This is a genomic window from Mesorhizobium sp. M0618 (genome assembly GCF_040320765.1).
Classification (GTDB): domain Bacteria; phylum Pseudomonadota; class Alphaproteobacteria; order Rhizobiales; family Rhizobiaceae; genus Mesorhizobium.
Genome location: NZ_JAMYQH010000008.1, coordinates 95111 through 108377, shown reverse-complemented (window position 1 = coordinate 108377; position 13267 = coordinate 95111). Strand labels below are relative to the sequence as shown.

The following is a 13267-nucleotide window of genomic DNA, read 5'->3' as shown; positions in this document are numbered from 1 at the left end:
CCATGGAAACGCTCGGACATCTCGCACATGGCTTCTCGGTCGCCTTCACCCCGGTCAACCTTCTGTGGTGCCTGCTTGGCACCACACTCGGCACCGCCATCGGCGTGCTGCCCGGTCTTGGGCCGGCGCTGACCATCGCGCTGCTTTTGCCGATCACCTATCAGGTGGCGCCGGAGGCATCCTTCATCCTGTTCGCCGGCATCTACTACGGCGCCATGTATGGCGGTTCGACGACGTCGATCCTGCTCAACACGCCCGGCGAAAGCGCCACCATCGTCACTGCGTTGGAAGGCAACAGGATGGCGCGTTCCGGCCGTGGCGGTGCAGCACTCGCCACGTCGGCGATCGGCTCGTTCGTCGCCGGCACGATCGGCACTATGGGCGTTGCCTTCCTGGCGCCGGTGGTGGTCAAATTCGCGCTGGCCTTCGGTCCGGCCGAATATTTCTCGCTGATGGTGCTGGCCTTCATCACCGTTTCGGCGGTGCTCGGCTCGTCGTCGGTGCGCGGCCTGACCAGCCTGTTCGCCGGCTTCGTCATCGGCATGATCGGCGTCGACCTGCAGACCGGCCAGCCGCGCTTCACCTTCGGCACGAACGAACTGCTCGATGGCGTCGATGTCATCATCGCCGCCGTTGGCCTATTTGCCGTCGGCGAGACACTCTACATGGCCTCGCGCCGCTATGCCGGCAAGGACGAGATCGTGCCGCTGAAGGGCTCGCTCTACATGACGGCAGCCGAATGGGGGCGTTCGTGGAAACCCTGGCTGCGCGGCGCTGCGATCGGCTTCCCGATCGGCGCCATGCCGGCCGGCGGCGCCGAGATCCCGACATTCCTGTCCTACGCTATCGAAAAGAAGCTGTCGAAGCACAAGGAGGAGTTCGGCACGGTCGGCGCCATCGAAGGCGTTGCCGGCCCCGAGGCCGCCAACAATGCCTCGGCAGCCGGCGTGCTGGTGCCGATGCTGACGCTCGGCTTGCCAACGTCGGCGACGGCGGCGATCATGCTGTCGGCCTTCCAGAGCTACGGCATCAATCCCGGACCGCTGCTTCTCACGACCCAGGGCGATCTCGTCTGGGGGCTGATCGCCAGCCTGTTCATCGCCAACGTCATCCTGGTCATCCTCAACCTGCCGCTGATCGGCCTGTGGGTGCGGTTGCTGAAAATCCCGGCGCCGCAGCTTTATGCCGGCATCCTGGTGTTCGCGACGGTCGGCACCTATGGTATTTCGCAGTCGCCCATCGACCTCGTCATCCTCTATCTGCTGGGAGCGGCCGGTTTCCTGATGCGACGGTTCGATTTCCCGACCGCGCCTGTCATTATCGGTATGATCCTTGGGCCGCTCGCCGAAACCCAGTTCCGCCGGGCGATGACCATCTCGAATGGCGACTGGTCGGTGTTCTACACCCACAAGCTGTCGCTGACGCTGCTGACGCTCGCCTTCATCGGCCTCGCCGGCCCGCATATTTGGGCCTTCATCGAGCATCGGCGTCGGCGCGGACCGGAGCATGTGCCCGGCGATGCCTGATCGATCCATGATGCCATGACAGAACTGCTTTCCGGTATCCGCGTCCTCGACCTGACCAATGTGCTGGCCGGTCCCTACTGCGCCTATCAGCTGGCGCTGCTCGGCGCCGACGTGATCAAGGTCGAGGCGCCGCAAGGCGGCGACCTGGCCCGCCAGCTCGGCGGCTCGCCAAAGCTGAACAGCGCCGGCATGGGCGCATCGTTCCTGGCGCAGAACGCCGGCAAACGGTCGGTGGTGCTCGACCTCAAGAAGCAAGCCGATCGCGAGCGCTTTTTCGATCTGGTGGCCAGCGCCGACGCCCTGGTGGAGAATTTCCGCCCGGGCGTGATGGATCGGCTCGGCCTTGGCTACGGGGCGCTGAAGGCGGTCCGTCCCGGCCTCGTCTATTGCGCGATATCGGGTTTCGGCCAGACCGGGCCGATGCGCGACAATCCCGCCTATGACCAGATCATCCAGGGCCTGTCGGGGATCATGAGCATCACCGGCACACCGGAGACGGCGCCGCTGCGGGTCGGCTATCCCGTGGCCGACACGCTTGGCGGGCTGGTCGGCGCGTTCGCCATTACCTCGGCGCTGGTGCGGCAGAAGACGAGCGGCGAGGGTGCCTTTCTCGACGTCTCGATGCTCGAATGCACACTTTCCGCGCTTGGCTGGCCGGTTTCCAACTATCTGACCGCAGGCATCGACCCCAAGCCGATGGGCAATGAGAACATGACGGCGGCACCCTCCGGTGCGTTTCGCACCGGCGACGGGCTCATCAATATCGCCGCCAACAAGCAGGAACAGTTCGTGACGCTGTGCCGGCTGATCGGCCGGCCGGAACTGGCCTTGGATGCCCGCTTTGCCGAGCGCGAGACGCGCAAGCGCAACCGTGCGGCGCTTAAAGTCGAGATCGAGCACGCCCTGGCGGGCGCGCCGGCTGCGGCCTGGGAAGAGATGCTCAATCGCGCCGGCGTGCCTGCCGGCAGGGTGCTGACGATCCCGCAAGTGCTGGCCGAGCCGCAAGTCCTCGAACGCCAGGTGACCGCGAATTTCGACGATGTGGCTGGTATGGACAGGCCGCTGACCGTTCTGCGCGGCGGCTTCATGGTCGATGGCGAGGCGCCCTTGCCGACAAAGCCGCCGCCGGCGCTCGGCGAACATATGGGCGAGGTGTTCGCCGACCTGCCACCGCGCGCCAAGACAAAGGCAAGCGCATGAGCGGCACGGAGAAGAAGACAGGCCGTGAGCGCGGCGAGGAATGGTGGCAGACCGACATCATCGAGATGCGGCCTGGTGTCATCCGGCTGCGCGGCTACGAGATCCAGGATCTGATCGGCCGCGTCAGCTTCCCGGCTGTCATCTGGCTGATGCTGCGCGGCGAACTGCCCAGCGAGGATCAGGCCGCGCTGCTCGGCATTGCGCTCGGTGCCGCCGTCGACCACGGACCGCAGGCGCCATCGATCGCCATCGCGCGCATGGCTGCAACCTGCGGCGTCGGTATCAACAGCGCCATGGCCTCGGCCATCAACGTTCTCGGCGACGTGCATGGAGGCGCCGGCGAGCAGGCGCTTTCCTTCTATGGTGACATTGCCGTGGCGATCGATGCCGGGATGACGCTGAATGAGGCGGTCTCGGCGCGGCTCGACCGGTTCTTCGCCGAGGAGAAGGGCTATGTGCCGGGGCTCGGACATCGCTTCCATCCCGTCGACCCGCGCGCGCCGCGCTTGCTGGAACTGATCCGCGAATTCGCCGCACGCGGTGCCGTCAATGGACGTTTCGCCGACATCGCCGCTGCGATCGAGGCTGACGTCGAACGCCGCAAGGGGAAAAAAATACCGCTCAACATCGATGGCGCCACCGCCGTCATCTATGGCGAACTCGGTTTTCCGCCGCCGCTGACGCGAGGGCTTTTCGTGCTGTCGCGCTCGGTCGGCATCCTGGCGCATGCTTGGGAGCAGTCGCAGCAGGCCGAGCGAAACAAGGGGCCGCTGCCGCGCGAGTGGCTGTGGGCCTATACCGGCACGCCGGTGCGGCCGTTTCCCGAAAGCGATGACCCCGGCGAGTGAGGCTTTACGCCTTGTCCACCTGCATAGGCTGGGGAAGCTTCAGCGTCTTCACCAACGTTGAAAGATCCGGCTCGTCGATGAGCATGGCCGCATCGGCTGGTGCCAGCCAGGCCCGCTGGCGTCGTTTGGCTTCCTGCCAATCGGCCAGTTCCTCCGTTACCTCGAGCAGATAGACGATGACGTCGACGCGGACAAAGCGATTGGCCAGCCGCTTCCAGTAGGAATAGGTGCCTGCCGGCTCCTTCAGCGTCTTGCCGAGTACGCCGGCTTCCTCCTGCGCCTCGATGGTGGCCGCCTTGCGCCCGCTCTTGCCCTTCATCGGCCAGCCCTTGGGTACGATGAAGCGCCTGGTGGTGCGCGACGTAACCAGCATGACCTCGATGTCGCCGCGCGCGATCAGCCGAAAGGGAATAGCCGCCACCTGGCGGATTCTTTCGCCCTTTTTTGCCTTGCGTACGGCTTTCTTCTTGGTGGCTGCCATTCGTCAATCCAGTCGATGCAATGCCGCATAGCGCGACAAGGCGTCGTTGCAAAACCAAAACTTTCGCATGTGCCGCCAAAACTTTCGCATATGCCGAAAGACACTCGAAATACCTAAGTCGGCTAAATAAATGAAAAAGGCCTTGTTGTCAGCGGCAATTGCTCACGGCGGTGGTGCCGATTATCTGGGTCTGGCAGCTTGGCTTGAGCTGCTGCACGACCGGGGGCGGTTGCTGAACGATCTGGCGGTCCTGGGCGCGGTACTGCTGCTGTTGCTGCTGATATTGCTGCCGCTGTATCCTGTTTTGCAGGATTTGCAGGTCGTTCTGCCGGATCAGCGCATTGTTGCCGGTAGCGGAATTGAGCGCTTGTGCGGAAGCCGGCAGGCAAACGCCCGCCAGCACTGCCGTGGCCAGCATTGCCACTGTGAAGATCGTTGATGGCCGAAGTGCCGACATTCGCTCATTCCCGCGCAAAAAACTCTGCCCACTGATATAGGACGTTTGCGCGGCGATGCCATGGCCAGCGGGTCGAGCATCACGAAATCGGGCAGTCCAATCGCTTTGTTCTGCGATTCCAGCCGCGAACCGCAGATAGTCGTCATATGACGACTATGAAACGCCAGCGGCTTTAGTCAGTGTTCCCACGTAAATTTTCGGTTTCATCCGGCATAAGTTAATGTATTCTAATTGAGTCAGAGCTCCGCAAGTGGGAATGCGGATGCTCTGTTTTAATGCATTGAACCTTATTGCACAGTGCCGGCATCCTTATTGCAATTGCATGAGCAGAGCATAGCGGCGGCGTCGGACTCAACCAGGCATTGAGGCGCGCCCCGTTAAACGGGGGGTAGGTGCATGGCTTTGTTTCCAAAGCGTGGTGGCTTTGCCATCAAACACGCATTCGCGGTTTCGGGTTCCGATATCGACGCTGCCGATACCTACTTGGCAGAGGTATCCCAGCAAGCAGCGCTTGGCCAAGCGCTGCTTGACATCATCTCGCCTTGTGCGCTCCGTGCGGCGCAAACGTGGACTTTGTTCAAACTGGGGCCGGCGCCACGAGTGCCAGAAGCGTCGGGCTCGGCTCACCGTCACCGGTCAGTGATTGCCGGACGGTTGATAGTCCTCCTCGGCGCCACCGCGGTGGTGGGTTTTCCGCCGATACCGGCGGCGCATGCTCAGTTCGTCATAGACAAGAACGGCCCGGATGCTCCGGATAGGGGACCTGGTGGTTTTGACGCAGATGGCGATAATGGCGATCCCGGCGGATCGATTACAAATGCGACCCCTGGAGCCGTAAACAACGCTCCGCAGATAAACGTCAACGCATCTGGATTCGTCGGTACGGCGAATGGCGGCGATGGCGGTGATGGCGGCGAGGGCCTGGCTGGAACGCCCTTCGAAACCAATGGCGGTGAGGGCGGCAATGGCGCTGTTGGCGGATCCGTCGATATTCTCAACAACGCTACGATTTTGACCACAGGCACTGGCCATCACGGCTTCGTTGCTTCGGCGGTCGGCGGGGATGGCGGCAGCGGCGGCGGCGCGCTTCCCGCGATCGTGAACCTCGGCGGTGACGCCGGAAGCGGCAACACCGGCGGCAGCGCCAACGCCGTTGCGTCTGGCACCAGCGACATCACGACGACGGGCGACTTCTCCTACGGCATCTTTTCCAACGCCAGCGGCGGCAATGGCGGTCAGGGCGGGGACAACATCGTCAGTCTTGGCGTCGATGCCGGTGATGGTGGCGATGGCGCCTCGGGGGGCACCGCATCGGCAAGCAACGCCGGCAAGGTGGAAACATCGGGATTCGCCTCCTACGGCATGCTGGTACGATCGGCAGGCGGTGTGGGTGGCAATGGCGCTGATGGCGTCGGCGTGGTCAGCGGCGGCGGCAATGGCGGCGGCGCAACTTTGGGCGGAAATGCTACGGGCAGCAACTCGGGCAGCATCATCACGCATGGCGATTTCGCCAGCGGCATGGCCGTGCAATCGGTCGGCGGCGGCGGTGGCGGCGGCGGCGACGCCTTCGGCCTGTTCGGCGGCGGTGGCACCGGCGGCGCGGGCAATGATGGCGCCAATGCAACCGGTAGCAACACCGGGACCATCACCACCAACGGTCTCGGCGCTATTGGCATGCTGGTCGAATCGGTCGGCGGCGGCGGCGGTGATGGCGGCGGGGCAGCCGGCATCGTGTCGATCGGCGGCTCGGCCGGCGGCGGCGGCAAAGGCAGTACCGTCACCGCCAATGTCGGCGGGATGATAACAACCGGCGCTGACGGCAGCGGCGATGGCGCGCATGGCGTTCTGGCTCAGTCGGTCGGTGGTGGTGGCGGCAATGGCGGCTTTGCCCTGTCGGTCGCCCCGGCAGTCGCTGTCGCGATCGGCGGCGGCGGCGGAACCGGCGGCAATGCCGGAGCCGTCAACGTCAACCAGGCCGCGACCGGTCCGACGGTCGACACCAACGGTCGTTCGGCCATTGGCATCCTCGCACAGTCTGTGGGAGGCGGCGGCGGCAATGGCGGGGGCGCCTTTGCGCTTGGCGGCATCGTGTCCGTTTCGGTCGGCGGCAGCGGCAGCGCGGCCGGCAACGGAGACGAGGTCACCTACAACATCGCAAACGCCAAGGTCACGACGCGCGGCACCGATTCCATCGGCATCCTCGCCCAGTCGGTGGGCGGCGGCGGCGGCAATGGCGGCTTCGCTCTCGGTGGCGCGGGTCTCGTGGCTGTCGGCGTCGGCGGTTCGGCTGGCTCAGGCGGATTCGCCAGGAAAGTCGACGTCACCACCGGCGGCTCGGTCGAAACCCTGCAGGACCGGTCGGGAGGCATCGTCGTCCAATCGCTTGGCGGCGGCGGCGGCAATGGCGGCTTTGTCGTGGAAGGCGCCCTCTTCGGAGCAAGCGTTGGAATCGGCGGTAAGGGCAGCGGCGGCGGCGATGGCGGCGACGTGTTCTTCCGCACCGCCAATGGCGGACAGCAATCGATCACTACGCACGGCACCGACTCGATCGGCCTGGTGGTGCAATCCCTCGGCGGCGGTGGCGGCAATGGCGGCTTCGTCGGCACGTTTGGCGCGATCGCCAATCTGGGCATCGGTGGTGGCGGCGGCGCGGCAGGCGCGGGCAAGGCAGTCGATGCGACCTATAATGGTTCGGTCGAAACCGTCAAGGAAAGGTCGGCCGGTATCATCGTGCAATCGATCGGCGGCGGCGGCGGCAATGGCGGCGGCGTCATCGGTGTCGGCCTTGGCCTGACCGTCGGCATCGGCGGCAGTGGCGCCGGCGGCGGCGCCGCGGGCAAGGTCGCCTACAACTCCACCACCACGAATATCACAACCCACGGCGCCGACTCCGCTGGCCTGATCGTTCAATCGATCGGCGGCGGCGGCGGCAATGGCGGCTTTTCGTTCAATGGCGCTATCGCTGCGACCATCGGCATCGGCGGCAAAGGCGGAGCGGCCGGCGAGGCCGAGACGGTCAGGGCCACAATTGGCGGCGGCTTGATCCATACGATCGGCGATCGCTCGACGGGCATTGTCGCACAATCCATCGGCGGTGGCGGCGGCACGGGCGGCGGTTCTGCAGGGCTGAACCTGGGCCTCGGCATCGGGATCGGTGGCAAGGGCGCCGGCGGTGGCGGCGGCAAGACCGTCGATGTCATCAACGGCGCCATCGTGCAGACCGAAGGCGTCCAGTCGCACGGAATCATGGCGCAGTCGGTCGGCGGCGGCGGTGGCTCCGGTGGCTTTGCGGTGACGGTTGGCGGGCCTTCCTTCTCGATTGGCGGCAACGGCAGTTCCGGCGGCGGCAGCCAGAAAGTCTATGTCGAAAATACGGGCAGGATCACCACTGACAGGGACCTTTCGATCGGCATCTTCGCGCAGTCGGTCGGTGGTTCAGGTGGTGATGGAGGCCTGGCGGGCGCCGGTGGCGCCTTTGCCGCTGTCGCTGTCGGTGGCCAGGGCGGCGCTGGCGGGGCGGGTGGCCAGGTCGAGGTCAAGAACACCGCAAACATAATCACCAAGGGCGCGCTCGCGCACGGCGTCCTGGCGCAATCGGTCGGCGGCGGCGGCGGCAATGGCGGCAGCGCCGGCGCGGTCGCGGTCGGTGTCTTCGGTGCGGCTGGCGTCGCGATCGGCGGCGGCGGCGGCGACGCGAACCTGAGCGATCAGGTCACCGTCACGCACAAGGGTGACATCCATGTCGCAGGCGCGGGCGCCAAAGCCATCCTGGCGCAATCGGTCGGCGGCAGCGGCGGCAATGGCGGCAATGCCTATTCCGGAGCCTTCAGCGCGGGTTTCTACGCATCGGCAGCGGTCGGCGTTTCGGTTGGAGGCGAGGGCGGCGATGGCGGCCCTGGCGGCAAGGTTACGGTCAGGGCGGATGGCAACATCATCGCCGACACCGACGCGGTCGGTTCGGGCGGCATCGTGGCACAGTCGATTGGCGGCGGCGGCGGCAATGGCGGCCGTGCGGCCACGATGGCCGGCTCGGTCAGCAACGGCGTCAATGTCAGCCTCGGCGTTACTGTCGGCGGCTGGGGCGGCGACGGTGGCCGCAGCGACCTGGTGATCGTCGATACCGGCCTCAGCGGCGGCGGCAGCATCGTCACCAAGGGTTACCAAGCTGGCGGCATTCTTGCCCAGTCGGTTGCCGGCAGCGGCGGCAATGGCGGCGATTCCTGGGCTGCGGCTGGCGGCTATGGCGTCAATGTCAGCGTCAACGCCACGGTGAGCATCGGCGGCGGCGGCGGCGACGGCAATGTCAGCGACGATGTGCTCGTCCACAATGCCATGGCGGTGCAGACGGATGGCGACATGAGCGCGGCGATCCTTGCGCAGTCGATCGGCGGCGGCGGCGGCAATGGCGGCTCGACCAACGGTGCGACCGCCGATCTGGGCGGCGGCCAAGGCGTCAACGTTGCGGCCAATGTGACCGTCGGAGGCGGGGGCGGCACCGGCAATATCTCCGGCGCGGTCGACGTGATCAACACCGGTAATTTGACGACCAAGGGCGATTTCTCCTCGGGCATCGTCGCGCAATCGCTGGGCGGCGGCGGCGGCATGGGCGGATCGAGCAACGCCAAGGCGTTCCATCTTGGTGGCACCAGCGAGACGAGTGTCACCGTCAATGTCGGCATTGGCGGTTCGGGCGGCTCCGGCAACGATGCGGCGTTGTTCCGCCTGGATGACGGCAACAACGTCATCGGCGCAGGTGTGCATGTCGACAATTCCGGAGTAATCTGGACGCAGGGCTTCAACTCCATCGGTATCCTGGCGATGTCGGTCGGCGGCGGCGGTGGCGGCGGCGGCGCGGCTTCGACCGACGAGGAGATCGTTGGCGGAGGCAGCGAAGGCGAGACGTCCGTCGGGATCGGCGCGGCGATCGGCCTCGCCGCGGGTGGCGCCGGCAATGGCGGCACGGTCTCTGTAACCAACCGGAGCCTGATCGTGACCGATGGCGCCGATTCGTATGGTATCAGCGCCAACTCGATCGGCGGCGGTGGTGGTGTCGGCGGCTCGGCGACATCGGGCGTATTGGGTAAATATGCGATCGGTGGCGCGCTTGGCGGGGCAGGCGGCGGCGGTGGCAGCGCTTTCCAGGTCGACGTCTTCAATCTCGCCACGGCCGGCATCTGGACCCAGCAGGAGCGTTCCATCGGCATCTTCGCACAGTCGGTGGGCGGAGGCGGTGGCGCCGGTGGCGCCGGCGAAAGCACCGGTCATACCGATGAATCGGAAGTCAGTGTCAACCTGTCACTGGGCGGGTCCGGCAACGTTGGCGGTAATGGCGGCAAGGTCAATGTCGAAAACAGCGGCTGGATCCAGACCGAAAAGGCCTATTCGCACGGCATACTGGCGCAGTCGATCGGCGGCAGCGGCGGCGTCGGCGGCGCTTCGGGCACCTCGGCCAAGGACTCCAATGTGGCCATAACCTTGAGCCTCGGCGGCGCCGGCGGCACCGGCGGCAAGAGCGGCGAAACCGTTCATGTAACCAATTTCGGGTCGGGCGAGATCCTGACCAAGGGCGACAATTCGCACGGCATCTTCGCGCAATCGGTGGGCGGTGGCGGTGGCGCGGCCGGCGCCGGCTCGACCGAGACAGGCAGCGCGGAAACGTCGGTGACGCTGGCGATTGGCGGGCTGGGCGGTGGGGGCAGCAGCGGTGGCGACGTAATCGTCGACAATCATGGCAAGATCACCACGCTCGGCTATCTTTCGCACGGCATTTTCGCGCAATCGGTAGGCGGTGGCGGCGGTGCTTCGGGTGCCGCGGCCAACGCTTCGGAGGCCGACATGACGATCGGCGGCGCGATTTCTCTGCCGAGCGGCGACGGCTCCAATGGCGGCCATGTCACGGTCAACAATGACGGCATCATCGAAACCTGGAAGGATGGGGCGCTCGGCATCTTCGCCCAGTCCGTCGGCGGCGGCGGCGGTTATGGCGGCGTGGTATCGGCCGACACGGCGGGAGATGATTCGGTCGCGCTGCAGCTTGGCGGCTTTGGCGGCAATGGCGGCAATGGTGGCAAGGTCGATGTCACGGTTTCCGGCACCATCATCACCCATGGCGAGCGCGCGCACGGCGTGGTCGCGCAATCGGTCGGCGGCGGTGGCGGCTATGGCGGCGACGCCAAGGGCAAGAGCTCGAATGCGTTGGCCATTGGCGGTCTCGGCGGCAATGGCGGCGATGGCGGGGATGTTACCGTCATCCGCACCGGCACGATCACGACGACGGGCAAGGATTCCATCGCTATCATCGCGCAGTCGGTCGGTGGCGGCGGCGGCATCGGTGGTGCCGGTTTCGGCCGCTTTGGCGCTGACGACGACGGCGGCGGGCCAAACGCCATCGGCTTCAACACGCCTGGCGGCACCAAGGGCACCGGCGGCAAGGTGACCATCATCCAGTCCGGCGCCATTGAGACCGATGGCGACCGTGGCCACGGCATCGTTGCCCAGGCGGTGGGCGGTGGCGGTGGCGCCGGCGGCATGGATTCGCTGGCCATGGGCCAGTCGGCGGCCGGCTCGCAAGGCGGTATCGGCGACGCCGCGGCGTCGGCCGCAAGCACGGACAGCCAAGTCTGGGTCAAGGGCGCAAGTTCGTATGCGATGTTCGGCCAGAGCGCCACTGGCGCCGGCAATGCCCATGCGGTCGATTTGACGGCAGGCGACAGCCTCTTCGCGCAAGGTGCCGATTCAGTGGCTGTCTATGGCGAGAGCACGGCCAAGGGCGCCAAGGGCAACATCACCATCAACCTGAATGGCCAGTACACGATTGGCGGTGCCGGAACCGGCGTGGCGGCGATGCTTGTCGGCGGTGCCGACAACAATCTGATCAATCACAGCCTGCTCTATGCGATGGGCGCAACGCCGAGCTTCACCATCCAGGCATCGCAATTCCAGGCATTTCAGGCCTTCCTGTTGGCTCCCGGTCCCGTCGTGCCGACGAATGCGATCCTGGAATCGCTTCTGGACGATTTCAGTCCACTGGCTATCACCGGCACATCGGGCGATGACCATGTGGAGAATTCGAAGATTGCCGACACGCTCGGACGGGTGATCGGCAACATGGATCTCGGCGGCGGCACGAACAGCTTCCACAATATCGCCGACGCCTCGATGGTCGGCCTCAAGACCATCGATCTCGGCGGCGGCAAGTTCACCAATGACGGGCTGTTTACGAACCAGGGCATCGGCGTCGTGGCCAAAGTGGATGTCACCGGCGGCTTCACCCAGATATTCTCCGGCGACTTCGTCACCGACGTCGATCTCAACAACCAGATCACGGATGCCCTTGCACTAACGGTGGCTGGTGACTTCGATGGCGAGGCGCCGTTGAACTTCCTGTCGATCGACAAATTGTTCGCCGAGTATGTGCTGGCCACCGGATCGGCGATGACCGATTCCGGCATCACGCCGACGACGCTGCATCCGGCGGTCGGCTTCAATTTCCTGACCAAGGTGGTCGGCGGAACGGATCTGGTTCTCTATGCCGACAATCCGACTTTCCTGGAGTTGGCACAGGATCCTAACTCCGGCACGACCGATCCCGGCGTCTTCCAGATGGCGCAGTATCTCGACGATGTCGAGGCTTCATCGAGCCCAGACAATCCGATGGCGCTGTTGATCAACATGCTGCGCTTCCTGCCCGATGAAATGGAGCTCGGCGCGGCCATGACGCGGCTGACGCCGCACTATGCCGTGCACACATTCGAGATGATCAACCGCTCCACGGACATCATGCTGGAGGCGGCGCGCGAATGCACCGGCGTTCCCGCCTACAAGGATCCCGACGGACGCTGTGTCTGGGCGTCGATCAGTCCGCAAGCCGAGTACAGCCGCGACGCGGGGGCCGGAACCACAAGCCGCGACGACGTGTTGAAGACGATGTCGCTTGGCGGCCTTGGCGAGGTCAGTCAGCACTGGTCGCTTGGCGCAACCATAGGCCGGACCGAATTCGACTCGAAGATCGATTTCAACGGCGAGCTTCTGTCGGCGACGACAGGCGAATCCTGGCAGGCGTACGCGCTGGCGAAATATGCCGACAAGAACTATTTCATCGACTTTGCACTCGGCGGCGGCACCGGCTCCTTCAAGGGCGAGCGCGATACGCATCTCGATCAGGTGGCCTTCATTCCGGGCGAAACGCTGATCGGCGATTATCTGCCGGAGGCATTGCTGCCTGGCATCGGCAACAGTGTCACCTACACACAGAAAACCGCCCAGTTCGGCGGTTCGGCGCGGCTCGGCATAACGCAGGAGATGGGTGCTTTCTACCTGCAGCCGACCCTGCAGTTCGACGCGCGCTGGCTGCGTGTTTCCGGCAAGGAAGCGGGCTCGGTTGCCGCCTTCAACTTCGACGGCAGCGCCAACATGTATTATTCGGCGACGCCGGCTTTCGAGATCGGTACCGACCTTGCACTCAGCGACATTGCCAGCCTTCGCGTCTATGGCAAGGCTGGCGTGGAGTTTTCCGACAAGGAGTGGGAAATCGAAGGTCGCTTCGCGGCGGCGGAGAATCTGCCTGGCAGCCCCGCATTGCACTTGACGGAGGCCGTCGATTCGCCGCTCTATCGGGTCGGCGCCGGCCTTGAGCTGAATGGCGTCAATGGCGTCGGCATGTCCGTCAGATATAATGGCGCCTTCGGCGAAACGGTTAAACAGAACGCGATCAGCGCGTCTCTCAAGGTCAGTTTCTAGCTGGCCCGAGGCGGAG

General features: G+C 65.1%; 7 protein-coding genes. 4 read left to right on the top strand and 3 right to left on the bottom strand.

Going from position 1 to position 13267, the window contains the following annotated elements:
- The first annotated feature begins 2 nt into the window (after nt 1-2).
- Genes NKJ04_RS11270 through NKJ04_RS11260 form a run of 3 tightly spaced genes read left to right on the top strand, consistent with a single transcriptional unit; the run spans nt 3 to nt 3574 of the window.
- Nucleotides 3-1526 carry a tripartite tricarboxylate transporter permease gene (locus NKJ04_RS11270; protein WP_023812558.1) on the top strand — a complete coding sequence of 508 codons (1524 nt, stop codon included), beginning with the start codon at nt 3-5 and terminating at the stop codon, nt 1524-1526.
- A gap of 15 nt (nt 1527-1541) precedes the next feature.
- Nucleotides 1542-2726 (top strand): CaiB/BaiF CoA transferase family protein, encoded by a 1185-nt coding sequence (locus NKJ04_RS11265; RefSeq protein ID WP_352554946.1) that lies wholly within the window; start codon nt 1542-1544, stop codon nt 2724-2726.
- Nucleotides 2723-3574: a citryl-CoA lyase gene (locus NKJ04_RS11260; protein WP_352554945.1), complete on the top strand. Its 852-nt coding sequence runs from the start codon at nt 2723-2725 to the stop codon at nt 3572-3574. Before NKJ04_RS11265 ends, NKJ04_RS11260 begins: the two co-directional genes overlap by 4 nt.
- Before the next feature lie 4 nt (nt 3575-3578).
- Here the strand turns inward: NKJ04_RS11260 and NKJ04_RS11255 are convergent, their stop codons facing one another.
- From NKJ04_RS11255 to NKJ04_RS11245, 3 genes are all read right to left on the bottom strand, one after another.
- The gene (locus tag NKJ04_RS11255) at nt 3579-4055 is read right to left on the bottom strand and encodes an NUDIX hydrolase (protein WP_352554944.1); all 477 of its coding nucleotides are present in this window, start codon (nt 4053-4055) and stop codon (nt 3579-3581) included.
- Nucleotides 4056-4203: 148 nt separating this feature from the next.
- Nucleotides 4204-4512, bottom strand: coding sequence for a hypothetical protein (locus NKJ04_RS11250; protein WP_127270866.1), 309 nt, complete (start codon nt 4510-4512; stop codon nt 4204-4206).
- A 636-nt stretch (nt 4513-5148) separates the two neighbouring features.
- Nucleotides 5149-5544: a hypothetical protein gene (locus NKJ04_RS11245; RefSeq protein ID WP_352674919.1), complete on the bottom strand. Its 396-nt coding sequence runs from the start codon at nt 5542-5544 to the stop codon at nt 5149-5151.
- Between NKJ04_RS11245 and NKJ04_RS11240 the strand changes: the two genes are divergently transcribed.
- Entirely contained in the window at nt 5524-13251 is a 7728-nt protein-coding gene (locus NKJ04_RS11240) for an autotransporter outer membrane beta-barrel domain-containing protein (RefSeq protein WP_352674918.1), read from the top strand. The two genes, NKJ04_RS11245 and NKJ04_RS11240, sit on opposite strands and share 21 nt — an antisense overlap.
- The last annotated feature ends 16 nt before the right edge of the window (nt 13252-13267 follow it).

Excerpts from the sequence above, each read along its gene's own strand:
- NKJ04_RS11260 (WP_352554945.1), top strand. The coding sequence starts at position 2,723 with ATGAGCGGCACGGAGAAGAAGACAGGCCGTGAGCGCGGCGAGGAATGG.
- NKJ04_RS11250 (WP_127270866.1), bottom strand. The coding sequence starts at position 4,512 with ATGTCGGCACTTCGGCCATCAACGATCTTCACAGTGGCAATGCTGGCC.
- NKJ04_RS11255 (WP_352554944.1), bottom strand. The coding sequence starts at position 4,055 with ATGGCAGCCACCAAGAAGAAAGCCGTACGCAAGGCAAAAAAGGGCGAA.
- NKJ04_RS11270 (WP_023812558.1), top strand. The coding sequence starts at position 3 with ATGGAAACGCTCGGACATCTCGCACATGGCTTCTCGGTCGCCTTCACC.
- NKJ04_RS11245 (WP_352674919.1), bottom strand. The coding sequence starts at position 5,544 with ATGGCCAGTGCCTGTGGTCAAAATCGTAGCGTTGTTGAGAATATCGAC.
- NKJ04_RS11265 (WP_352554946.1), top strand. The coding sequence starts at position 1,542 with ATGACAGAACTGCTTTCCGGTATCCGCGTCCTCGACCTGACCAATGTG.